Source organism: Stenotrophomonas sp. Marseille-Q5258, assembly GCF_946900935.1.
In the GTDB taxonomy this organism is placed as follows: domain Bacteria; phylum Pseudomonadota; class Gammaproteobacteria; order Xanthomonadales; family Xanthomonadaceae; genus Stenotrophomonas; species Stenotrophomonas nematodicola.
Genome location: NZ_CAMPPN010000025.1, coordinates 40,251 through 63,510, shown reverse-complemented (window position 1 = coordinate 63,510; position 23,260 = coordinate 40,251). Strand labels below are relative to the sequence as shown.

The following is a 23,260-nucleotide window of genomic DNA, read 5'->3' as shown; positions in this document are numbered from 1 at the left end:
GGGCACGGGAGAATCCGGCACCGGCAAGGCGGCAGGGGGCGGGGACGTGCCGTAGAGGGGCGGCCGCCGATGTCGCAATCAACAGCGTATGGTCGGCAGCGCCTGCGTCGGGGTCAAGCGGGCCTCGCCTCCGGTTCAGCGTGCCGGGGGCCGACAGCGCCCTTGACTTGGCCGATGTGCAGCGCTGCCGACACCGATCCGCATCCGGCGCCGGGCCGGCGCGCGCCCGATGCCCCCTGCGGGCGGAGGCTGCAACCGGCTGATCCACAAACGATTTATTTCCAATTGAGACATTTTTGTCCGCGTCTGCGTGACGAACTGTTCTACGCCTGCCTACGACATTTCTCCGACAAACGCTGGATTGGTGTACTCGCCAGTACTAAAATTAACGAAATCTTTAGTTCCCGCCTTAGACAGCAGCACCGGTACGCCTGACGCATCGCGCCGACCGCCGGGTCGCCCAGACCCCCATGAACAATTTCGTCTCCCCGTGTGTCGATGACACCGCCCCCGCCGAGCTGCTCAAGCGCGGCGAACGCCTTCTCGAACCCGACGTCTACCGCACCTGCCTCAACGGCCAGCCGGCGGTGGTCAAGGACTACACCCGTTACCGCGGCACCCCGCTGTCGCTGCTGGCGCGCCTGCTGGTGCGCCGCGAAGCGCGCATCCTGCAACGCCTGAGCGGCTGGAAACACGCCCCGGCCCTGCTCGGCACCATCGGTGGCCTGGCCCTGGGCATGGAGTTCATTCCCGGCCAGACGCTCAGCGCCGCCCAGTCGGTGGGGGTCGAGGTGTTCGAACAGCTCCAGTACGCCCTCAGCCGCCTGCATGCGGCCGGCATCACGCACAACGACCTGCACGGCACCAATGTGATGGTCAGCGGTGGCGTGCCGGTCCTGGTCGACTTCACCTCGGCATGGCGCAGCCCGCGCTGGCTGCCGGTGCACCCGGTCTCGCGCCAGTTGCGCCGCAGCGACATGAAGAACCTGCTGAAAATGCGCCAGCGCCTGACCGGGCTGAAGCCCACGCCCTCACAGGCCGCGCTGGTGGCCGACCCGCGCTGGGTGGCCAGCCTGCGTGTGGGCTGGAAGCGCTTCTATCGCTGGTTCAAGTCGGCCTGAGGGCCGGTTGCCGGGCAGCGTCTGGCGTTATGAGCTGCCGGGCAGGGCCCGGCATTACAGCGCGTCGGCGTCGAGCTCGCCGGTGCGGATGCGCACCACGCTGCCGAGGTCGTACACGAACACCTTGCCGTCGCCGATCTTCCCGGTGCCGGCCGCCTTGACGATGGCCTCGACCACCTCGTCGACCTGGCCGTCAGTGACCGCCACCTCGATCTTCACCTTCGGCAGGAAGTCGACCACGTATTCCGCGCCGCGGTACAGCTCGGTATGGCCCTTCTGCCGCCCGAAGCCTTTGACTTCGGTCACTGTGATCCCGGTGACGCCACGCTCGGCCAGCGCTTCGCGCACGTCGTCGAGCTTGAACGGCTTGACCACCGCCATGACCATCTTCATCTGCTGGGCTCCTGTATTTCCGGCGAGCGAGGATAACGCCTGTCCGCCGGTGAACGCGATGCACCCGTACCGGTGCCGGCGCGGTCGCGGCGGATTATCCTTAGCGTATACCCCGCGGAGCACAGCATGATCGACCTCAACCATCTGGATGACCTGGCCCGCCGCCTGAGCGACATGGTCCCGCCGGGCCTGCGCCAGTCCCGCGAGGAACTGCAGGCCACGTTCAAGACCGCCCTGCAGGCCGGGCTGGGCAAGCTTGACCTGGTCACCCGCGAGGAATTCGACGTCCAGCGCGCCGTGCTGCTGAAAACACGGGAGAAGCTGGAGGCGCTGGAGAAGGTCGTGGCCGAGCTCGAGGCACGCGATCGGCCACCGCCGGCCGCCTGAGCCCGCGCTTGCCTACCCCCGGGTGCGGCAAGCGCTGATGGAACACACCGGCACGCACGGCCATTGTGGCCGGTATGACCGATGACTCGAACGCACACCGATGAGCCTGGCCCTGGTGCACAGCCGCGCGCGGGCGGGTGTCAATGCGCCTGCGGTGCGCATCGAAGTGATGCTTACCGGTGGGCTGCCGCACACCCAGATCGTCGGGCTGCCGGCCGCTGCCGTACGTGAATCGCGCGACCGCGTGCGCGCCGCGCTGCTCTGCGCCCAGTTCGAGTTCCCGCAGCGGCGCATCACCATCAATCTGGCACCGGCCGATCTGCCCAAGGAAGGCGGCCGTTTCGATCTCGCCATCGCGTTGGGCATCCTCGCCGCCAGCGGGCAGATCGATCCACGCGCGCTCGACGGCCATGAGTTCCTCGGCGAACTCGCGCTGACCGGGGAACTGCGCGGCGTCGACGGCGTGCTGCCGGCCGCGCTCGCCGCCGCCACCGAGCAACGCGCCCTGGTGGTCGCGCCGGCCAACGCCGCCGAAGCCGCCCTCGCGGCACATGCCGATGTGCGCGTCGCGCGCACCCTGCTGGAGGTCTGCGCGGGCCTCGATGGCCGGTCGCTGCCCGCCGCCACCGCCGAACCCGCGCCCGCGCCGGCCAGCGCCGACCTGCGCGACGTGCGCGGGCAGCACCAGGCACGCCGCGCGCTCGAGGTGGCCGCAGCCGGCGCCCACCACCTGCTGCTGCTCGGCACGCCCGGTTGCGGCAAGACCCTGCTGGCCTCACGGCTGCCCGGCATCCTGCCCCCGCCCAGCGACGCCGATGCGCTGGAAACCGCCACCGTGGCCTCGTGCAGCGCCCACGGCATCGATCCGTCACGCTGGCGCGAGCGTCCGTTCCGCGCGCCTCACCACACCGCCAGCGCGGTGTCACTGGTGGGCTGTGAACTTGCAAAGAGGATGCAACTTCGCCAAAGAGGGTGCAACTCTCGGAGGAGAGCATCAGAATTAGCGAGAAGATATGTTCAGCTAGGCAGAGGGCTCGATCCCCCCTCCCCCTGCGGGGCAGGCGACTACGACGTTTTGAAGGCTACCGTTGGCTGGGTAACTCTCAACCAGATGCGCTGGGCGGCGGCGATGCCCCAAGAAGGGTGGGCCCCACGCGAAGTACGTCTGGGTTCAAGGCGGCGGTCGGGGTTCGGACAACCAGATCAGCTGAGCAAGGGCAACACTGTCGGCCACTTGGCAGAATTGATCAGGAAGGTGGAAATCGGTAGCCGCGCTGATACGCGGTACTGGCTCCAGAATCCCGATGGTATCCTCGACGAGGCCTGCGAAGCCGTCGACAACTGACCCAAGCCCTTGATCTCGGGCAACCAAAAGTTTAATCGGTCGGGTCGATAGATGATCGGCGATCAGCCCCTCATCGCTGGCCAGCGACATTTCAGGCGTGCCTAGCCACGTAACAACGAAGAGATGCGTTACCTCGGAATGGGGCTATGAGCCGCCCTCCCATCGACAACCAGAAAGTAGTTACATCCAGCTATTCGCTTTGAAGACTGTGTTCAAAGACGAGTACCTTGCCGCCAAAGTCAAACTTCTTGATGGCGGAACCAAGCATCTGATTACGTATGACCCGCCAAAGAATGGCCAGAACATCATCAAGCATGGTCTTAGCTTTACTGAGTTGGCCACCTACTCGTCTGGTTTCGGGATCCTGATGGTTCCGTGCCCCAGTAAAGATGATGGCGAGCGACTGGTGATCTTCAATAGTCTGAGGCTCCATGAGGGATCTGATTTCAACCTTCCCACAAAGGTCATGCATGCGCTTTCAGATCTTTGCACCCTCACCATCGCATTGACCGAAGGCGAGGGGTTCAGAGTGATCACCTCTCGTCCGTTCCACAGGGACAACTGGGACAGGATCATGGCGGACGAGCTTAAAGGCATCGAGGCAGCCGAACTGAAAGAGAAGAAGTCCTTCATTCGAAAAGTGTCAGAAGAAGATCGAGGACGAGCTCTTCGGTCCTATGTGGAGCCCTGGATACGAGCACCCTGCTCGTGTGATTCGACCGGACGCCTAACTGGATCTGCTCAAAGCGGTCATGGATGCCGTACTCGCCGGGTACGGTTTGGCGCAAGCTCCCCATGACATAGCGCAACCCCATGCAGACGCAGGCTCACTGCGGCGGGTGCTGGAAGACTGGTTCCACCTCTTACCGAGGCCTCCACGTCCACTATCCAGACCACGTGAAGTCCCGCCCTGCCGTTGGTCTAGTCGTGCGGACTCTGACAGCTGGATGCCCCACGCCAAAGCGGCACAACACTTAGGCTGCCCAGCTTAGCCACCGACCAAGCACGGAACCGAGGCGCAGCCGTCCGCTAGACAAGGACACACAGCTGCTCCAGGGCCTTTGCGCCCCGCGGGCGACATCACCCTAGTCCCCTAGCCAAATAATTGGGGGGCGCACGGAAGCGGCCTGAGGCCGCCAGGACCCGGCCCTATGGCTTAATAGGCGAAATGCGAGCCTGCAAGACCCCGTCAGAGCGCAGGTGTCCGCCAATTTAACGTTAAATTGGCCATGACGAGCACTGAATGAAAGCCGGCCCAGCAAATTGACACCAATTGGCGCTTCAGTGATACTGGTGACACTCGGCTGGAGTGCTGCATGCAAGCTCACTCGCCGAGATCTGTCCAGAGCACCGAATCGATCGATGCTGCTCAGACAGAACTTTCATGGCGCCCAAGGGCCGGAAGAGTGCTGCTAAGTTCTCTCGTCCGGACGACGTCATCGAAGGTGCCGAACTTAGCGATTAGCACTACTCGATCATCAGAAAAGGCCGTTACTATCAGTAACGGCTTTTTCTTTTTCCAGCCCTCCAACAAGGATTTGGTGTGGACAGTACACGTGCATGGAGACCCCTGCTGATTGAGTTGATGCAGGGCAAGACCGAAGAACCCGCCGCTCGCTTACGGCAACTTTTGATCAGTGAGGGCCAGAACCGCGGCCTCGGCAGCTTTGATCATCAAGCCATGGGCTATCGCCGTTTCAAAGACTTCCTCGCGGCCTTCCCTGACTTGTTCGAGTTGCGCACGCGCGAGGGTGGGGAGATGATCGTGTGCCCGCAATCAATCTCTGAGAGCACGCCTGCAAATTCGGCCTCTGTGTCGGTCAGGCGTGAACCGTCCTCGGCGATCCGAGATGAAGTTTGGATTGCCTTCTCCAATCCGGACCCGCGCCGTGCGCGCTTCTTCAATCGCCTCGACGGCCGCGTGTTTCACACGTTGATTCAAGAGGGTCAGTCACCCGACAGTCTTCGTCCACCAGGAGACTGGGTGCGTATTGAACAGATCGGGGCAGAGCTACAGTCAACTTGGATGAAGGAATTCGTTTCTGAGCATCCGGACGTACCTCCGGCCGTTCCTCCGATGCTTGAGGAAACGTACTCGACCCCTCTCAATGTCAGATTTACCAGGTCACTCGGCCCATTGGGTAAAGCCTGGACACAGTTCCGACTGCGAAAGATGATCCAGCAGATCCACTCTTGGGCAGCGACAGTGGAGGTGCCTATTTCGAGGCTTTCACCCGCCTCGGTGCCGACGCACGCCGTCTATACGGCAGCTCGCCCGGCACCGTTGCCCGTCGTTGATACGTATGCGCTTTCAGCGAAAGAGCGAGCACTTAGGCTTATCGATACGCTCTCTGAAGATGAGATCGCCAATTACGTCATCCCATTGATGGCATCGGTGTTGATGGTGAAGGCTCGTCAGTGACGGAGTGGCACAAGGATGGCAATCTTCGTAGTTGGGCTACCCAGTCACATCAGGGGGCGGCTCGTCGCAGAGGCGGCACGCAATAGAGTTCACGTGGGCCTTTGCTTGACGGTTAAATCAAATCGTGGGGGCTATGAGTTCCATCCCCCGAATGGTCAAGCCGTCTCTGATCTTGAGACGTTTGGTGACGAGGTCGAATGGTCTTCGATGACTATCGTCGTGCTGCCTTACGTGGCACTTACGGCTGAGATGGAAGAAGCCGTCAGCCTCTATGCCCAAGATGGAGCGCGTGTGATCCGCCCCACTCCGGGTCAGGGAGACTGGCCTACATCACTGCGCGGCACCGACGGCGAAGGCGATCGACTTAACAGTCTGTACCAAGAAATTTGCCGGGAGCTAGGATGGACAGGCGTAGCCTCGTTGGCACAACGCTTTGAAAGCTCGGCCAAGCGATGTAGCGACTACATCCTTGTGGGGGATGCACTCGAGCGGTGCGATGAGATCGACCCGTCGCGGCACAGCTTTGTAAAAACCTCTGCCGATCTTCTTGAAAAGTTCTGCAAAAAGAAGGGGCGCATTGAGATGAACCTGGAAGCTTTCTTCAAACAGATGAACATCGAGCTAGCTCAGTCTGGCGGAATCAATACCTGCGTGCGCCTGATGAAGGGTGCCAAGCAGATTGCGCGTTGCGACTCGAATATGCACCTTAAGCAAGGTGACGCAACGACACAAGCTGCTGCCGCACGGATCTATTTCCAGCACCTAGATAGGAGCGATCAGTTCAGGCTGTTCTTGCTGTATGTCGGCCCTCACCCAAGCAATGACATTGATCGGATGGTGGCATGGCATCACAACTAGCGGAGTCGCTCTAAACCAGCGCAGGCTTGGCACAGCAAGGCAATATCCGGCCTATTGCCGACATCATTGTGAATCGCCCAGGGTTCCGTAGACACCTCGCAGCCATAGACTATGGCTCGATGTCCCCCCGAGATTGAGTAGCGAAGCGGTTTGGAGTCCAATCCTCAATGACAAGGAGATTGGACGTGAAGAAGCGCTTTGACCAGACATTCGTCTGTTGAAGAGCCCGAAGAGCGGCCCGAAGAGCAGATCATCGGCTTCCTACGCGAAGCTGAGGCCGGCATGCCGATCAAGGACCTCTGCCGCCAGCATGGCTTCAGCGAGGCCTCGTATTACCTGTGGCGCAGCAAGTTCGGCGGCATGAGCGGGACTCTAAACCCGCCCACTACTCAAGCCGGGGGACGTCGGGCTACAGGACTTATCCAACGAGCACCCCGTACTGAACTTTCCCCTTGCTACGATTCAATCTTTTGAAGCGGCTCAGGAATCTGACGTTCGGCTACCAACGAGCTGATTGAAACCACAACCCACCTGGAGACGCGGCGGTCGGGATGCCGCCTGCGTGAGGTTCAGACAGGCCTTGCCAGCAAACCAGCCCGTAAATTGCCCTGACTACCAGTGAAGGTTTCAATGCGGGCCAAGCCGCCGATTGCTGAAGGCGGATCCGAATTCTCGATGACGATGATCTGTACGTGGTCTTTGAGGCTTGCAAGGTGCTTGTAAAAATGCTCTGCAAGCGCGGTTCCTTTGATCTCAGCCTCATCTTCTGATAAGTCGCCATGCCTTGAAGTTAACGGCTCGCGATACGTGAGCAGCGGCGTGTCGAGCACGAGAAAACCCGGATGCGGAAGGTTGTTCTCGATGCAATGAACGACCACTGCGACGTTAAACGCCGCGTGGAGAATTGCGCGCACTCCCTTGCCGTTAGCTGCTCGGGATTTCCCAGCGACGGTGATGTCATACGCCTTGCCATCGAACTGAACCTTGTTGGCGTCGGGGAACTTCCAAGCCTTCAACACCGTTTTCACCGTCTCACCGAAGTCGAAAATGGTCGTTGAGTCCGGACCTACAGGCGCTGGCTCGCCCTCACGCTTCGTAGAAACGGCTCCGATCTCGGCTCGTCGCGTGGCGAGCCTCTCGCGTCGTTGATAGAGGTCCAGCACTTTCGAGATGTCGCTGCGCATTGAGTTGTAGAGTTCGTAACTCTCTCGAAGCGAAGCTTCTCTTGGGCGAAGCTCCTTGATAGCAAAGTCAAGCTTCTCGGTATCAGTCTTGAGCTTGTCAATGGCATTAGTCAAACCGACTGACTCGGCCTCAAGCGAGCCGACCACTTGTACTAGCTCTCGCTGCTCACGCTCAATCTTGCGGGCCTCCGCGGCAGCGGCCGTATGCGCCATCAGGATTTCATCAGCCGCGTGATTGTGGTTCTGGGCGTCGGGTGGGGCACCACATACCAAGCAGTCACGCCCGGCCATGGTGGCCAGCACGTAGCCGCCTTCCTCGATGGAGTGCAGACGATCCAAGTCAGAGTTGTAGACAGCGCGCAACTTGGCGAAGCGTTGTAACGTCAGCTCCAGCTCGCCGTTGCGTTCCTGTAGCTCTCTTTCGTGGTGAATCATGATGCGTCGCTCAACCACCAGTCCGTCCAGCTGGTTTTGCGCGCTCTGCAACCGTGCCTCCAAACCATTGGCACTCTGCTCTAGACGCTCTAGCTGCTCCCGGGCCTGAGTTTCGCCCGGAGGATCCTCGCCAAGCTCAGCATCGAGCTGCGCAAGCAGTTCGTCAACCAGTTCGATCTTTGCGGCCTTGGCTGCCTTGCGCTCCGTCTCTTTTTGGACAGTAACGACGGCTGAATCGTCGTTGCCAGTCAGCAGGAGTTTGAAGAGATTCTGCTCGAAAGGCCGCTCCGATGGGCTGCCCGACAGATATACAGGACTGGTCTCGGACATCATGTCCTGCTCGCCCACCACGGCATACTTTGACAACAACCGGATCGAGAGCGAATCCTTTTTTCCATTACCGTCCCGGACAACCTGCTTGTTGGCAAGGCCAATTGCATCAAGCATCCGATGGGAAACGGTGTCGACGCGCGTCTGATCGTGAGCTTGGCGCAGCACTTCCCAATTGCCACTGGGCGCGCCTTTGCATAGGCCCTCGTAGAGTTTGAGATGACCGCCCCGTGTCGGCCGATAGAGCGTGAAGTCGCCCTGACCTGCCAAGGTGATGCCAAGCCAGACACCGTCGTAGACCGCAACTTCATGAGTCTCGGGCAGCTTCGTAGATGCTCCAATGGTGAAAAGGATGGCCTTAGAAGCAAATGATTTCCCGGTGTTAGATGCACCGTAGATGATGTTCAGGCCATCGTCGAACTCAAGCTCGGCAGGTTCGACGTTCGGACCAGTGAAAAGTAGATGACGCAGACGGATTCCGTTCATTTCAGTAGCCCCGTGGGCAGCTCTTCTGCCCGAAATTCCGCTGTCCAGCGTCCGATGCGCCCTTCGATCAGCGCTCGAATCTCAACTGTCTGCATGCCTGCGAATCGGTCCACTATCCATTCTGCGCGCTGCTTTAGGGCCAGGGAATACGGTGCTTGCAGTAAATCCAAGTAGCTGGGAGCATCCTCACCGGCGGCGAACGAGATACCATCCTCGGTTTCGAACACCTCAACCAGATGCATCTGCTGCATCAGGCGCAGGCTCTTTTCAACAAGTTGGCGGCGCACGAGCAGCTCGCCCGCTCGGTTGGGCAGATCTGGATGCAAGCTTTCCGGGACGTCCTGGCCGTCGAAATCCCCGGTGTGCACTACGAGGTGGTCGAGCCAGGTCATCTCAAGGAGATCGCAGCGTCGAGGATAGAAGGCCTCCAAGACCACCAACGCCCTAATGCCCGTCTCGAGCGTACTGTTGAACGGATGCGTGCCCGATTCATTGCGCTCTAGCGATCCCACGGCAGGAGTCCTTCGTTGGCAAACTGGTGGCAGGTCCCTTGCTTGACTTGGGGGCCCGCATGCTTGCCGAGCACCCCGGAAGGCTGCAGAACCGCTGCTTGCTGCATAACTTGGCTTAGCCGCATGAAGCGGCCATCGTGCATGCCGGCATGGACATCTACAACCCCGTGGTAAATCTCATCCTTGAAATTACGCAGGTAATCATCGGGTGTGGAATCCCGGTAGAAGCGATCAAAGGCGACGGAATCAAAGAAGCGAGTACGCTGGATACGCAGATGCGAACCAAATTCTGGGCAGGCGAGCGCCGCCGCGGCATCGGGATAAGGCCCTGGCCTCTTTTCATCGTAGATCTTGAGGAGCTGACCGATGTAGGCGGACTCGCTGGCCTGAATCTCGTTGGGCACCACGCCTCTTGGGCCAGGACCTGGATCAGCACCAAACCAGGCCACCAGCGCCGGTTTGCATGCCGGATCGTTAACAAGACGCACTGCATCGAGCCAGTTAACCTTCTTGAAGTCGAACGCCCGGATCATGGCCTCGATAGCGGGTGTCAACTTGACTGTCTGATTCTCTACGAGACGTTCTGCAACGTCGCTATCCCATTTGTCTAGGAAGGCCTGCCTAAACTGCTCGGGATGCGCGACAAAATGCTGCACTCGCCGGACAACACCTAGCGGCGCGACATAGGTGTAGGCGCGCGGCAGCGAGAACATGCCGTCGGCCGCATGCTTGAAGATCTTGCCGAGCTCGACAAAGGCCGCAAGCTCAGACAGCTTCGAACTGAGCTGCTTACACTGGAAGTTGTCCCATGGCCCCTCCATGCGCCGGTCGGTCACGTACCCGGTTGCGTCGCGCCCCATGTCGCCGGTTCCACGCCAAAGCTCGTGAGCGTGATAATCCTTGCAACGTTGCGCGAGCCAATCGGCGACAAATTCCTCTAGATCAGACGCTGAAAGCGCGCAGACCTGGGCAGCGTGGTTGATGCGCAAAGGATGGTCCCCCAAGTACCGTTCTGTGGTCCCAGTATGCTAACTGACGCGGCGGCTGTATACGAATCGAAAATAGCGGCCAGTCTCATAAGCTCGCTAGGCGGTACTCCGTTATGACTATTTAGCAGACTGACTCCCATTCCCAACCGGCGTTGCGCGATGCACCATACTCACATGTCTCGATGCTGGCACACTTGGGGGGAACGGACACCGGCAGCTGCACCAATCTGGCAGTGTGGCCAACTACAGATCCGCCACCAGCCACAGCACCACGGATCCGCGGGCAGGGCATTCCCGTAACCGGGGCCGGGGCCGGGGACGGGGACGGGGACGGGCAGCATGCTCGATGGTCGCGGAGCCGGCCATCTCGGCACTCGGGCAGCAGCAGGCGGAATCGGCAGAGGCACTGCATGCACGGGTTCACGCTAACGCCCAGCCCATCAGCAGTAGCCAGAAACGATGTCTGCGGGGACGGGCGGGCCACGCGCTCGCCTGCGGCAGCTGGCGTATAGGCTACGACGCCCAGCAGCTGCTGCACCAAGCCGGGCAATTTGGCCACCAGCAGATCTGCCACGCCAACCAGGTGCAATATCAGGGCAGCGCATTTCAGCCTTACCCGCAGCCTCTCCCCAGCAAAAGTTTACTAGACTAGGGCTAAGGTATACGCGTTGATCGCCGCGAGTAAATCTCGACGTGGATTGCAGGCTTTGTAGTTGTGTTCAGAGCATTCATCACTCTGAAGAATGGCAAGCGGCTTTATGCCGCCGCCATCGGCAAGAAGGCCTTCCCGATCTGGGTACCCGACAAAGGCGAGCGTAAGGAGAAGTGAAGCTAGGCGAGGGGACTAGTTAGCCCCCTCGCCGGTTTCCCCTGGATGGATAAGAGCCCAGACTGATGATCGCCAATGAAGTGGTCTGCCTTGATGCTCATTCACCTGTCCGCGCACTCAAGTTCTCTGCGGAGGGTCGCGATCGGGGACACACGGCAGCGGAACGGATTGTTCACTAGCTGAACTGCAGTGAATAGTTTAACTGCTACTATCGCATGCCACATGGATGAGGGATTGAAAATGCGGATTTCACGCGTCAGGCTATTCAATTTCGCCAACTTCTCTGACGTGGATGTCGAAACCGGCGACAGCATCGTCATCGTGGGCGAGAACAAGGTCGGCAAGAGCAACTTCATTCGTGCCTTGCAACTGATCCTCGATCCGGGATTGTCCGAGCGTGACCGGCAGTTGGGGCTTGAACACTTCTGGGATGGCCTCGGGGCAGACAAGCTCGGCGAAACCATCGAGGTATCGGTCGACCTGACAGACTTCACGGACGACCCGCGGCTGATGGCCCACCTCAACGACTGCGTCATCCATCCTGGGCCGCCCATGGTGGCGCGCCTGACCTATCGCTTTCAGCCTAAGGCCGGACTGACCGGGGTACCCGAATCGCTCAGGGACTACGAGTTCGTGATCTTCGGCGGCAACGACCCGGAGATGCGTATCGGCGGCTCACTCCGTCGCATGCTGCCGTTGGACGTCCAGGTTGCCCTACGTGATGCCGAGAAGGATCTCGCGAGCTGGCGACACTCGCCGTTGCGGCCGCTCATCGAAGACCTCGCGGCATCGCTCGACGAAGATGCCCGCGAGGAGATCCAGCAGCAGGTCGACGCAGCGCAGCAGGAACTTGCCAGCCATGATGAGGTGATCGAGGCGGCAGAACGGATCAGCGAGAGACTGGTTGCCCTCGCGGGTGAGCAGCACGCTGTACCACTGGACCTGGGGCTTGCACCGACCCGGGTCGATGCCCTCTTGCGCAGCCTGCGGCTGCTGATCGACAACGGGGCGCGCGGCATCGGCGACGCGAGTCTCGGGACGGCGAACCTGATCTTTCTGGCGCTCAAGAGCCTGGATCTCGACCGGCTGGTGTCGGATGGCGAGCGCGACCACACCTTCTTCGTGGTGGAAGAACCGGAGGCGCATCTGCATCCCCATGTGCAGCGGCTGGTGTACCGCTACTTCCTGGGCACCGGTGCACAGGGCGACGAGGATGTGCCTCCGCTGACGACGATCCTGACCACGCACTCGCCGCACATCGCCAGTGTTGCGCCGATACGGTCGATAGTCCTGCTGCGTCACGACGCGTCAGAGGGCAAGACCGTGGCGGTTTCTACGGCGAAGGCTCCCTTCACTGAGCGCGACGAGGAAGACCTGCAGCGCTACATCGATGTGACGCGCGGCGAAATTTTCTTCTCACGGGGCGTCATTCTTGTCGAGGGAGATGCTGAGCGCTTCCTCATTCCTGCATTCGCGGAAGCGCTTGGCATCCCGCTCGACATGCTGGGAATCACGGTGTGTTCAGTGGGTGGCACCAACTTCACGCCTTACGTGAAGTTGCTGGGGCCTCATGGCCTGGACATCCCGCACGTTATCTTGACCGACCGCGATCCCGTAGCTGGAAATCCGCCGCGCGTGCGTCGGCGACTCGCCAACGTCCTCGACGTGGTCGAGCCCGATGAAGACCACAAAGGGTGGGATGTGGACGATATTCTGGAGCGTGCCGGGCAACTCGGATACTTTGTCAACGAGAACACGCTGGAGCCTGAATTGTTCGCAGGGGGCTTGGCCGAGTCGATGCAGCAGGTAATCGAACGAGAGTTGCCTTTGAAGCAGGCGAGCTTGGACGACCTGCAGTCTTGGGTCGATGATCCCGATGATCTCGACGTAGAGCGTTTGCTGGGGATGATCGAGCGCATTGGTAAGGGGCGGTTTGCACAGGCGCTTGCGGCTTCGGTATCGGAAGAGAACTGCCCGGACTACATCCGCACTGCGCTCGAGTACATCCGTGATGCCGTCGTCTAGCGTCAGCTCGGCCTACTTGGCGCAGGCCGCGGACCTCGCTGGTAATCCCGGCCAGTTGGCCGCATACGAATCCCAGGGGCACTGCGTGGTGCTCGCCGGGCCGGGCAGCGGGAAGACTAAGACCCTGGTGCTGAAACTGGCACACATCCTGGCCGAAGATGTTCGTGCGCCCCGGGGAGCGGCATGCATCACCTACAGTCAGGAATGCGCCCGCGAACTGACCCGCCGCCTCGAAGGCCTGGGACTGCGAGAGGCTCCGAACTTGTTCATCGGCACGGTGCATGGCTTCTGCCTGAGGCATCTGTTGATGCCGTACGGGCGACTGGCTGGACTGCCGATTCCGTTTCCATTGGCGGTCGCGACGCAGCAAGTGAGCGACCGCCTGCTGCGGCAGTCGGGGGACGCGCTCTTCGGTCCGAGGCATCCCCACAAGGTCATCGATCTGGGTCGGCATCGGCGCTCGGTCCTCGATCGCAACAGTGCCGCCTGGCGTAGCGAGGAGGAACTCGCCGCATGGGCGATCGCCTACGAGGCGGTGTTGCACAACGAGGGACTGATCGACTACGACGACATGGTCATCCTCGGGGAGCGGTTAATTACCGAGCACGACTGGATATTGCCGCTGGTGCAGGCGAAGTTTCCAGTGCTCGCCGTCGATGAGTACCAAGACCTGGGCGTCGCGCTGCATCGGATCGTCAAGCGCTTGGCGTTCGACGGCGGGGTCCGCCTGTTCGCAGTCGGCGATGCGGATCAGTCGATCTATGGTTTCACGGGAGCCGACGGCGGCTTGCTCATGGAGTTGGCTGCACGGCGCGATATCGAGCGGGTCCAGCTCCAGTTGAACTACCGATCTGGCGCCAGAATCGTCGGCGCGTCGGAGCTAGCACTGGGAGAGGACCGCGGTTACCGGGCAAACGACCCGGGACGTCAGGCATCCATCGCGTTCGTGATGCGTCCTGGCGGATTGGCGGACCAGGCAGCCCATGCCATTGCCCAGATCATTCCGGCGGCGCTGTCCGCCAAGCCTGGTCGGACGCTCGGCGACATCGCCATTCTCTATACGGACTATCGCGCCGGGGATGTCGTCGCCGAGGCGGCGACGGCTGGCGGCCTCGACTACATCCGGGTCGACACCGCGGCTCCGTATCGCAAGGTGGGTCTGACGAGTTGGGTCGAGGACTGCGCGGCCTGGTGCGCCGGCGGCTGGCGCGTCGGCCGGCCTCAGCTGCGGGGTTTGATCGACCGCTACCTTGCCTTCCGCCGCGCGCATCTGGACGAGCGCGAGGCCAGACGCGAAGGCCAAGCGCTGACCGCGCTGTTGTGGTCGCTGCGCCAGGATGCTCAACCCGCGCGTGAGTTCGTTGCGGCGCTTCGGGCTGGCATCCTCGATGGCCTCCTGGCCGCGGAGACCGCGCTCGCCGACCAGAAGGAGCAGCTGGACCGCATGTCGGCGGCACTCGCCGAAGGCGGCGCACTGGCTTCGCTGGATATCGTGAGCCTTGGGGGGCGAGACGGGTCTCCAGCACACTTGAATCTGCTGACCTTGCACTCGGCCAAGGGCTGCGAGTACGACGTGGTCATCATGATAGGTCTCGATCTTGGGAGCCTGCCATGGAACAAGGCGACCGCCGAAAAGCTGCATGAGAGCCGGCGCCTCTTCTACGTGGGCCTGACCCGTGCGCGGGATGAGGTACACATGCTCTATTCGGGCTTCGTCGACACCCCCTATGGTGTTAAGCGGCATGGGCGTTCACCGTTTCTCAACGAGTTGGAGGAACGAATGCGTCTCGCGGGCCTCTAGCAATTCTCGTGACAAGCTAGGTTCCGCGTCCGGTCGGGGTGCACGATTCGCGCAGGAACATTTCGCCGCCTTACCATCGCGGACTAGTGCAAGTTGCCCCTTTCGCCCTGCGCAATCTGAATTCCGAGTGGATTTGAACTCGAACTCTCATGAGTAAAGGAGATTAGAACTCCGATGTTGTTCCCCGAAGAACCAACAGTTGCGTGGGCCTGCCACGAATGCCGCAGGTCCCAACCGCGTGTAATCTCTAACGCCTACGACATTTTCAGCGGCAATGAGCATTCCGGCTGGCGGCAATCTACAGCGGCTAGTGGCAGGGTCGATCGCGTGTAATCGCTAACGCCTCATCGGCATGCCAGTGTTGCTATCTGCGCCGCCCGGCCTGGAAATGATGGGTTGGTAGCTGATGCATGCCTGGGAAGCAACCAACTGTGCCTTGATCAGCAACGGTTGCATCTTCCCGACATCAAATCACGCCAGCAGCGTTAGCGTGCTTTTGACTGAAACAATGATGTGAGCGAGCCAAAGCTACTTACAACGGATCACGATCGGGAACGCACAGCAGCGGAACCACGGTGTACTCATCTTCCTGGTACTGCATGTCTTGGGCAGCGTCCTTTGCAGCTGCAGCCGTAGGCTCAAACGTTGTGTGGTCGATTCCCCCCAGAAGCCGCAAGGTGTACCCGGTCGGTTTCTCGACTGCAGCAGCAAGGGCGGTGAGCACAATCGCAAGGTTGGGGTCGGCGATCCCGGCTTGCAGTGCGTCCGCTGCAGCGCGAAGGTCGGTGGAAAGCGGGGTTGATTTGTTCATCGAACGTGCTCCTTGTTAGGCAGGTGGCTAAGGAACTGAGTGGCGTTCACTCTGACGTAGCTATCGAGTTTAAGGAGAAACAGCTTTCCAACTGGCTTCCTTCACTCATCGCGCAGTTTCCTTCTCGATAATTTTCGCTGAGCCCTGGTGGCGCCAGTGGCAAGCTTAGTCTCGAAGTCCATCATATGCTTCAGCAATCGTGTCCACAGGCCTTCGACCAAGTGGGCCTCCGCCCTCGCCATGCGCTCCTCACCTCGCAGATCTTCAATGTTGGCCGGCAGCTTTGTAGGCTGATGTCGCACGGTCAGTGGGCCAAGCAGCCATTGAGGAACCTGAGAGCTCCCACCCCAGGGTGCTTGCCCGTCATACGGAAATTGATTAAGCCAACGCGAGATGTCAGTGCTGGACATACGTGAGCGCGATGTGTTCCGAACCTGGCAGAGAGGAAACTCGGCATCGTCTGCCCTACGAAGGACTTCAACCAGATACGTGTACTGGTCGGCGACCTGAAGTTCAAGTATGAGGAAGTAGCGAGGTACCGGACCAGCGATCACAAACTGATCGACAGAGTTGTTAAACATCATCTCTGCTGTCCAACGCCAACCTGCTGGATGAGGGTTGTCGTGAACATACTGGATTATTGCTTGGTAAGCAGCGCGGCTTCGCTCGAAAAGCGCAGCGGGGTCCTCTGGAGGTTTGGCCGGCGCTGCCGGCGACTCGATGCCGACGGCTAAAATCGTCTTGTCAGGCTTGCCCTCCGTCACCAAAGACGCAGCCTCTAGAACTATGGTTGGATCAGGCAGAACCAGAGATTGCCCGATCACTTTGGAAGAAGGGCGTTCATCTATGCGTGTAGTCTCATTGACGTCTTCCGCGGTGTAGTCAATGAAGGTCATGCCGTTCATTCGAGGCCCACGACGCCTCCGCCCACCAGCCTGCCCGCTCACAAGAGGAAGAGGCTTGTCTGGATCAGGCACTGCAGGCCCATTTTGGGCTATGGTCGGCGGCAGGTTCTCGGTCGCTGGCTCGGCCGTTCGCTGACGAACCACCTCAAAGGTGTCGTACGGAAGCGGCAGGTGTGCCCCCATCAGATGAAGCAGTAGCCAACGGGGCTTGCCGTTAACCGTCTTCAACGGCTTCATTCGGAACGCCCACTTCGCCGGTACTGAATGAGGCGGACGCGGCATCGGAAGAAACTTTGACTTGGACTCCAGAAGCTTCTTCCAAATGTTCATTCCATAACTACGTGCCTGTTGATCAAAGAGCAGCCTGGAGAACTGCTTGGCAACCGGTACTGAGATGTGCTCAGGCAAGTGGTAGGTTACAGCCCTCTCCACACATGCCGTTCCAGGCAGCCATGGGACATCCGTACCATAGTCTTTGGTGACATCAAGCATGCCCGCTAGGACAGTAGCCATGACCTCGCGATCAAAGAGGTACCAAGCCTGCAATATTTGCCAGCCTGGCACCACCAGCTCAACACCCTCCGTCGTATCGAAAACCCAGCAGGAGGAAACCATGTAACGTGAGTAAAGCGGATATTCGGCCTCAGTGAACGGCGGATCCTCGCTCATCGTCGCGTAGCGGGCTGAGTCAGGTATCACCGTCAGATGGTGAACCGGAAAAGTCCTTTCGCTGTATCCCTGAAAGCGTCCATTCCTCCAGGAAGCCTGCGGTGCCAGCAATGGCAGCTCTTCGATCGGACGCTCATCCACCACCCACGGCCGGTAGGCCCGATGATCAACCGGATGTTTTAGGAAGATGGCCTCTACTCGGAGTGGTAATGCTGCATGCGCATCACGAATCAGACGCCCGAGCCACATCAACCGGTAGTCACCATCCTTGATCTTTTCAATGAAAACGGCTTGCGTCACTGCATCCTCAGCACTTTGATGGCCATGAACTCTTCATCCCGCAGCATCGCCGCAGTATGCCCAGTATCATTAGGCTGAAGTCTTAGCGCAAACGCGAGTGCCATCCCCTCCGGGCCGCGCACTGAACTGTGGCGCGCGTCAATATTCTGTAGCCCGACGGTTTGCCCAGCGAAGCTCGAGATTCGCGACAGGGCGCTCCAGACGGACCAAGGCCAACTCTAGCCATGCCGGATGCGACACGCGAGATCGTCCGTCGAAGTGACGTCTGTACATTCCCGCGCTGGTCGCGGACTGAACGAATGAATCAGGCCAGGCAAGTAGACTCCTACGTATCACGTCAAGAATGTACCGCCGTTCAGAGGCCCGACAATGCTCTATTCCCATTCCCATATTTATGGGGCGAGCCCGATAGACGTGCGATGGCATCAAGTCAACTAGCCCAACATCCCTGCGCGTAGTTGAGGCGCCACGCGCCATCGCGCGCAAACCCTCAAACACGTCGATAGATGACTCAAGGTTCCCGCACCATTGAACGGCGCCTGTCTTGTATGCACGCTCCAGTAGACGCTGGAATCTAACGACGGCTCTCGGGGCTGGTTGGCCAGCCGCAGCTAAATCCCTGCCACAGTGGCTACAAAGCAGCCCTCTCAGCGGATGGGAGCTAACACGATGTAGCGTGATCGGACTTTGGCAGTGGGGACAACAATCCCTCAGCCATACTTGGTGGCGAGTGCATACTGTTGCCCACGCAAATCGCCAGGCCAACAGCAACCAGGGTCCTGCCGTTCGTAGACACTCAGGACAGTACTGCTGTCCAAAGGCCGTTCGCTTTCTAGCGCGAATTCCCTGTGGCAACACCCATTGCAGCTCCCCGCGCATGCGATATTCTGGAAACACCACGCCCTCAGCTGCGGACAGTACACCTAGCCGCAGGCGATCGAGCGGCTCCCCTGTAATGGAAGCCACCAGCTCCAGTAGTGCGTCATCCGTGAAGCGATCCAAGTCCCTGTTCCACCCAGCACGGCCTCCCAGCACGTGACGGCAGAACGTGTGATCGGCCATTCCATTGGCCTGGGCGAATCTGTGAAGCCACGACGAAAGCGCCTCTCCCTGATGGATATGGGGGTGGGCCAGCCAGTAGCTTCGGCCAACCTGATTCATCACGCAACCACAGGACGCCGATGTTGCCGTCGCTGGGAAGGGGGAACGTAGTCGAGTCCTCGTAGAAGCTGCTCGTCCACCCGCTCGACACCGCTCCGCATTGCCTCCTCAACGGCCTTGCAGAGCAGCAAGTTCATCTCGCCAAGCAGACCCTCAGTCAGTTCCAAGATCAAAGCCGCGACACGCCGGTCTTGAAGCGGTGACTTCTCACGGAGTGGTAGCGTGGCTTGAAAAGCGGCCATCAGCCGACGGTACTCAGAGTCAAGCCTCCACATAGGCATCCAGACTGGATGCAGTCGATTGGCCAGCTGCTCATCCTTACTGATGGCTACGTGTGCTTCAGCTGTTCCGATAGCTACTATGGGAACCTGTAGCGTATTACTCAAGTGCTTCACAACCTCCAGAACTAGTCTCCGGCGATCGTTCCTCGTGCTTAGCACCGCCTGGAACTCATCGAAAACGAGCATACGGGTACCCACAGTAACCAGGACGGCCTTCACTTGCTTGGCCTTTGCGCTAACCGAGTCCTTCGACCGAGCTGGCTGCAGGAGCGCCGCCAAGATCTCATCATAGATGCGCGCCTCATCAGGATTTGGCGGGATCTCGATTCGAAGTACGGGAACTATGGCAGCGTCGCCTTCAGGATTTGGATCCATTGGATGACGACTAATGAACTCCAATCCTAGCGATGTCTTTCCACTATTGGAGTCACCGAGAAGCAATAGGCCCGGCATTCGATGTGTCGGAGGGTGATCCAACAGCGTCTCCATCCTCTGAAGGATCGCCTCGCCCGCAGCGTAGTTGAACCATTTGGAGCGCTGCATCTGCCGCAGGCGAATGGAAGCCGGCTCATCAATGACGGCTCGAATCTCCGGCAAAAGGTGGTCTAAGTCGGTCATGGAGCCAGCTTGATCCCATAGGGTGATAGCTCCTCCTCCTCGCCCCACTCATCATCCAGCGGAATCGATTGCGCTGGCTTACGGCAAACTATCCCGTCCTGAGCGTCCTCAAGCATCTTCCGGCGACCACGCTCGCGTCGTTTCTGCATCGCCATTCTCGCACTGACCGTGCTGGTCTGGGCGTCCTGCTTTAGCTTATTGAGTCGCTCGTACGTTGCGAAGATCATTTCCTCATCAACCTCAGCCTGACCCTCACGCTTGAGCTGTGCCCGCACCTCGCGCAATTCCCACAAAGTCATGTGTGGATGCGACAAATTGCGATATGGGACGGGATAATACTGATCCGTGTCTGGATCAAGAAACCAAATAACGCTAATGTCGCGTGGATCCCGGCGGATCAGGAAGCTGCGGGGCTTGGCGGTTTTTGGGTCCCGCCGTCCAACCCATGGATCGAGAACAGGATCGTAGTAGCGGACACCATCTAATGCGATCCCGTAGGCCTGAACGGTTCGTTTGATGACAGGCATGAAGTCCAAGCGCAGCCGCTTGGGATCAGCCATTGGTGCCGGCAATCCGCGTGCAGGAGTAGTCCCGTCACCAAGAATTCCAGCCTCCAGCTGCTTCAGTGGTGGCCGACTCAGACCTGAGTGGACCACTTGATGGTAGACGCCGCAGATGTACTCCGCCAAGTAGCGCTCGCACTCAGCGAACGTCATGATTGCCTCTTCATGAGGCTTGTACTTGCCACGCGCAGCCACATTGGCAAACGTCGTTCCAGGTACCGTTTGAATCTCAGCGTTGGCAGTTCCAATTAGGCGCTCGATGTGGCCACCCCAATGAGGTGTAGCTACCATGCGCCACTCTAGCCGGAAGCCGTAGGCGCCTGCAGCGCGCTCGAGCATCTCCCCATGAAACTCCTTCCCATTGTCCGCGTGAACGGTGTCTGGGCGACCATACGTTGGCCAAGGCGCGGGAATGCCCATTTTCGCCAACCAGCCCTCCTTGTTTAGCATGGCATGGACAAGGCACATGCCCACGGACACCTCGCTTGGCTTGTCCAGTGACAGATAGAAGCCCGTCACGCAGCGCGAATAGACATCAATGGCGACTGTCAGCCACGGCCTTCCGATGTGTCGGCGATAGACATCATCGACGATCACCACGTCTAGAGGCGTGTGATCAATCTGCCAAACTGCATTAGGCCAATCCGCACCCTCAAAGCGGCCAGGACGGGCATCGAACCTGTCTTTTGCCGCCTTGCGGCCGACGCGAGTTGCCACAACTTGTCGCTCTGACAGCGCCGATATGCGCCTGCGCAGGGTACTTTCGTTGGGAGGAGCCAGATTCATCCTTCGACAGCGCATGCGCACATCCTGCATGAGACGGGAAGGCCTGATCTTCTGTTGTGTAAGAAATAGCTCTTGGATGCTCTGCGAAAGAACGGCTTCTGCCTCTGGCTTCAGTCGACTCTTCCCACGCCCCCCACTTGGAGTTCGGGGCGCAAGGGCGCTGACTTGCCCGCTCGCTTTCCATCTCTTCAACCAACGGTAGACCGTTACGACATCCACGCCCAGCTCAGTTCCAACCTGCTGTACCAGAACCTTGCTCGGTCGATCCATGCTGACCAATGGTGCCAGCATGGAAGCACGCCGCTGGGCCTCAGCCCATGCGTCCACACTGAGGTTTTCAAACCGCGAGCTTTCCAGAGCTTCGGGATCAACGGCTGCATCCGGCTCGCGCATAGCGGCCAGGAGCTTCCCAACCTCTAACCGGACAAGCTGGCCGTCTACAGCTTCAGCCAAAACTGTTGCCAAATCGATGAAATGGCGGATGAGATAGCGCGCTCCGTCCAGCTCCACCGTTGAGCCTATCTTTAGCGGCACTAACTGCTTAGTCGACATACCAGATCACCGAATTCATCGTCAGCTTGCTAGTAAGGTCCGCCCCGACGGTACGACCCGCAACCATTCGCCACAGGCTTGTCACCAATCTGCCTTGGACCCATGGATCCTGAGTGCAAGCTCTGAGAAGTTCTGCTGGGGTCGTTTCTATCAGAAGCCCAAGCGCATGCAGCAGCTGCAACATGTCCTGCTCATTAGGTGCATCGCTTAGGTATGGCAAGAGAAATTTCGCGTTGTAGAGTGCCGAGGTACGAATACGATCATCGGTCATTAGCCGGAATCGCCAACCTCGCTCCCTCGCATGCCTTGACGCCGCTCTGAAGCGGGGAAGTAGCTCGCTCCAGTTCTCACGCAACTCCTCTCGATATTTGATCTCATAGAGGACGGATTCGGTGGAATCTAAGGTGCGGCTCGGGCCTATCCAGTGCACCAGAACGTCCGGCACATAGGGGCGACCACCCGGGACCGGTATTTGCACCGGTTGCGGATCCCAACCCAGAACGTCATTGCTGAACTCTAGCAACGCATAAAAATCGCGCTCCAACGAGGACTCGAAGCGTGCGGACGCCCCTTCCGAGAGCTTCTTGCTAGGGATGAGACCGGTCAGTGCACGGCGGCCGAGGCCAATTTTTCGAGCGGGGGGCAAACGGCGTGGGAACCCAGTTGCGTCACTAGGGGAGAATTCGAAGGTAGTGTCATCGACTTTGAGCCACGGTTGCAAGAGCTTCGCCATACTTCTCCACGCACATGCTTGTTCGCCGACGCAGACAGTTGCAAAGACTCTGCCGTTTGTCATGGGCGGTGGCTCGCATCCGCGCCCCGGCGAAATCTCGCTCGCGCACAACGGCGTTCTTTTCCTCGACGAACTGCCCGAGTGGAGCCGCCATGCGCTGGAAGTGCTGCGCGAGCCGCTGGAATCCGGGCACGTGGTGGTCACCCGGGCCGCACGCAGCGAGACGTTTCCTGCCCGTTTCCAGCTGATCGCCGCGATGAATCCCTGCCCCTGCGGCTGGGCCGGGGACCGCAGTGGCCGCTGTCGCTGCAGCGCCGATGCCATCGCCCGCTATCGCGGCCGCGTTTCCGGCCCGCTGCTGGACCGCATCGACCTGCACGTGGATGTGCCACGACTGGAACCCCGCGCGATGCGCGACGACGCGCCGGCCGGCGAAGACAGCGCCAGCGTGCGTGCGCGCGTGATCGCCGCACGCGCCGTGCAGCTCGCGCGCGGCGGCATGCCCAACGCACAACTGCCACCGGCATTGCTCGCCATCCACTGCCGGCTGGACAGCAGGGAGCAGGATCTGCTCGAAGACGCCGTCGAGCGCCTGCAGCTCTCGGCACGCTCAATGCATCGCATCCTGCGCGTGGCGCGCACTCTCGCCGATCTGGAGGGCAGCGCCGCCATCGGCCGCGCGCACCTGGCCGAGGCTATCGGCTACCGGCAGCTTGATCGGCAGGGGACGGGCACGTGACCACCGCGTTGGCGCCGGAGTCACA

At 60.0% G+C, this 23,260-nt stretch carries 17 protein-coding genes and 2 pseudogenes; 10 read left to right on the top strand and 9 right to left on the bottom strand.

Features of this window, described 5'->3' with window-relative positions; all coding sequences use genetic code 11:
• Positions 1-470 precede the first annotated feature (470 nt).
• A complete protein-coding gene (locus OC534_RS16090) occupies positions 471-1,121 on the top strand; it encodes an RIO1 family regulatory kinase/ATPase (RefSeq protein ID WP_017355129.1) in 651 nt (216 codons plus the stop codon).
• 54 nt (positions 1,122-1,175) lie between these two features.
• Here OC534_RS16090 and OC534_RS16085 read toward each other — a convergent pair whose 3' ends face one another.
• Positions 1,176-1,514: a P-II family nitrogen regulator gene (locus OC534_RS16085; protein WP_017355128.1), complete on the bottom strand. Its 339-nt coding sequence runs from the start codon at positions 1,512-1,514 to the stop codon at positions 1,176-1,178.
• A 126-nt stretch (positions 1,515-1,640) separates the two neighbouring features.
• On the opposite strand from OC534_RS16085, the gene OC534_RS16080 reads away from it, so the two are divergent.
• From OC534_RS16080 to OC534_RS16055, 6 genes and pseudogenes are all read left to right on the top strand, one after another.
• On the top strand, positions 1,641-1,901 hold the full coding sequence (locus OC534_RS16080) for an accessory factor UbiK family protein (RefSeq protein WP_136004651.1): 261 nt from the start codon (positions 1,641-1,643) through the stop codon (positions 1,899-1,901).
• A 100-nt stretch (positions 1,902-2,001) separates the two neighbouring features.
• Positions 2,002-2,835 (top strand): annotated as a pseudogene (locus OC534_RS16075) (magnesium chelatase domain-containing protein); the annotation flags it as partial.
• 610 nt (positions 2,836-3,445) lie between these two features.
• Complete coding sequence (locus tag OC534_RS16070) at positions 3,446-4,045, top strand: BrnT family toxin (protein WP_262072164.1); 600 nt, start codon at positions 3,446-3,448, stop codon at positions 4,043-4,045.
• 786 nt (positions 4,046-4,831) lie between these two features.
• Entirely contained in the window at positions 4,832-5,668 is an 837-nt protein-coding gene (locus OC534_RS16065; protein ID WP_262072163.1) for an OST-HTH/LOTUS domain-containing protein, read from the top strand.
• Positions 5,669-5,875: 207 nt separating this feature from the next.
• Positions 5,876-6,526: a hypothetical protein gene (locus OC534_RS16060; RefSeq protein WP_262072162.1), complete on the top strand. Its 651-nt coding sequence runs from the start codon at positions 5,876-5,878 to the stop codon at positions 6,524-6,526.
• Between the two features lie 167 nt (positions 6,527-6,693).
• A pseudogene (locus OC534_RS16055) lies at positions 6,694-6,892 on the top strand (transposase); the annotation flags it as partial.
• 203 nt (positions 6,893-7,095) lie between these two features.
• On the opposite strand, the gene OC534_RS16050 reads toward OC534_RS16055, so the two are convergent.
• Genes OC534_RS16050 through OC534_RS16040 form a run of 3 tightly spaced genes read right to left on the bottom strand, consistent with a single transcriptional unit; the run spans position 7,096 to position 10,462 of the window.
• A complete protein-coding gene (locus tag OC534_RS16050) occupies positions 7,096-8,961 on the bottom strand; it encodes a hypothetical protein (RefSeq protein ID WP_262072161.1) in 1,866 nt (621 codons plus the stop codon).
• Positions 8,958-9,473 (bottom strand): ABC-three component system middle component 2, encoded by a 516-nt coding sequence (locus tag OC534_RS16045; protein WP_316044090.1) that lies wholly within the window; start codon positions 9,471-9,473, stop codon positions 8,958-8,960. The genes OC534_RS16050 and OC534_RS16045 overlap by 4 nt, the downstream gene beginning before the upstream one ends.
• On the bottom strand, positions 9,461-10,462 hold the full coding sequence (locus OC534_RS16040; protein ID WP_262072159.1) for an ABC-three component system protein: 1,002 nt from the start codon (positions 10,460-10,462) through the stop codon (positions 9,461-9,463). Before OC534_RS16040 ends, OC534_RS16045 begins: the two co-directional genes overlap by 13 nt.
• A 1,069-nt stretch (positions 10,463-11,531) precedes the next feature.
• Between OC534_RS16040 and OC534_RS16035 the strand changes: the two genes are divergently transcribed.
• The gene (locus tag OC534_RS16035; RefSeq protein ID WP_316044091.1) at positions 11,532-13,316 is read left to right on the top strand and encodes an AAA family ATPase; all 1,785 of its coding nucleotides are present in this window, start codon (positions 11,532-11,534) and stop codon (positions 13,314-13,316) included.
• Complete coding sequence (locus tag OC534_RS16030; protein WP_262072165.1) at positions 13,303-15,117, top strand: ATP-dependent helicase; 1,815 nt, start codon at positions 13,303-13,305, stop codon at positions 15,115-15,117. The genes OC534_RS16035 and OC534_RS16030 overlap by 14 nt, the downstream gene beginning before the upstream one ends.
• 532 nt (positions 15,118-15,649) lie before the next feature.
• Here OC534_RS16030 and OC534_RS16025 read toward each other — a convergent pair.
• From OC534_RS16025 to OC534_RS16005, 5 genes are all read right to left on the bottom strand, one after another.
• Entirely contained in the window at positions 15,650-15,928 is a 279-nt protein-coding gene (locus OC534_RS16025; protein ID WP_262072157.1) for a hypothetical protein, read from the bottom strand.
• Positions 15,929-16,029: 101 nt separating this feature from the next.
• The gene (locus OC534_RS16020) at positions 16,030-17,802 is read right to left on the bottom strand and encodes a hypothetical protein (protein ID WP_262072156.1); all 1,773 of its coding nucleotides are present in this window, start codon (positions 17,800-17,802) and stop codon (positions 16,030-16,032) included.
• A 1,160-nt stretch (positions 17,803-18,962) separates the two neighbouring features.
• On the bottom strand, positions 18,963-19,862 hold the full coding sequence (locus OC534_RS16015) for a TniB family NTP-binding protein (protein ID WP_262072155.1): 900 nt from the start codon (positions 19,860-19,862) through the stop codon (positions 18,963-18,965).
• Positions 19,859-21,763, bottom strand: a complete 1,905-nt coding sequence (locus tag OC534_RS16010; RefSeq protein ID WP_262072154.1) for a Mu transposase C-terminal domain-containing protein — start codon at positions 21,761-21,763, stop codon at positions 19,859-19,861. Before OC534_RS16010 ends, OC534_RS16015 begins: the two co-directional genes overlap by 4 nt.
• Positions 21,753-22,496: a Tn7 transposase TnsA N-terminal domain-containing protein gene (locus OC534_RS16005; protein ID WP_262072153.1), complete on the bottom strand. Its 744-nt coding sequence runs from the start codon at positions 22,494-22,496 to the stop codon at positions 21,753-21,755. Before OC534_RS16005 ends, OC534_RS16010 begins: the two co-directional genes overlap by 11 nt.
• Here OC534_RS16005 and OC534_RS16000 point away from each other — a divergent pair.
• Positions 22,456-23,235 (top strand): ATP-binding protein, encoded by a 780-nt coding sequence (locus OC534_RS16000; RefSeq protein WP_262072152.1) that lies wholly within the window; start codon positions 22,456-22,458, stop codon positions 23,233-23,235. The two genes, OC534_RS16005 and OC534_RS16000, sit on opposite strands and share 41 nt — an antisense overlap.
• Positions 23,236-23,260 lie beyond the last annotated feature (25 nt).

Excerpts from the sequence above, each read along its gene's own strand:
- OC534_RS16090 (WP_017355129.1), top strand. The coding sequence starts at position 471 with ATGAACAATTTCGTCTCCCCGTGTGTCGATGACACCGCCCCCGCCGAG.
- OC534_RS16085 (WP_017355128.1), bottom strand. The coding sequence starts at position 1,514 with ATGAAGATGGTCATGGCGGTGGTCAAGCCGTTCAAGCTCGACGACGTG.
- OC534_RS16080 (WP_136004651.1), top strand. The coding sequence starts at position 1,641 with ATGATCGACCTCAACCATCTGGATGACCTGGCCCGCCGCCTGAGCGAC.
- OC534_RS16065 (WP_262072163.1), top strand. The coding sequence starts at position 4,832 with ATGCAGGGCAAGACCGAAGAACCCGCCGCTCGCTTACGGCAACTTTTG.
- OC534_RS16060 (WP_262072162.1), top strand. The coding sequence starts at position 5,876 with ATGACTATCGTCGTGCTGCCTTACGTGGCACTTACGGCTGAGATGGAA.
- OC534_RS16050 (WP_262072161.1), bottom strand. The coding sequence starts at position 8,961 with ATGAACGGAATCCGTCTGCGTCATCTACTTTTCACTGGTCCGAACGTC.
- OC534_RS16035 (WP_316044091.1), top strand. The coding sequence starts at position 11,532 with ATGCGGATTTCACGCGTCAGGCTATTCAATTTCGCCAACTTCTCTGAC.
- OC534_RS16030 (WP_262072165.1), top strand. The coding sequence starts at position 13,303 with ATGCCGTCGTCTAGCGTCAGCTCGGCCTACTTGGCGCAGGCCGCGGAC.
- OC534_RS16025 (WP_262072157.1), bottom strand. The coding sequence starts at position 15,928 with ATGAACAAATCAACCCCGCTTTCCACCGACCTTCGCGCTGCAGCGGAC.
- OC534_RS16015 (WP_262072155.1), bottom strand. The coding sequence starts at position 19,862 with ATGACCGACTTAGACCACCTTTTGCCGGAGATTCGAGCCGTCATTGAT.
- OC534_RS16010 (WP_262072154.1), bottom strand. The coding sequence starts at position 21,763 with ATGTCGACTAAGCAGTTAGTGCCGCTAAAGATAGGCTCAACGGTGGAG.
- OC534_RS16005 (WP_262072153.1), bottom strand. The coding sequence starts at position 22,496 with ATGGCGAAGCTCTTGCAACCGTGGCTCAAAGTCGATGACACTACCTTC.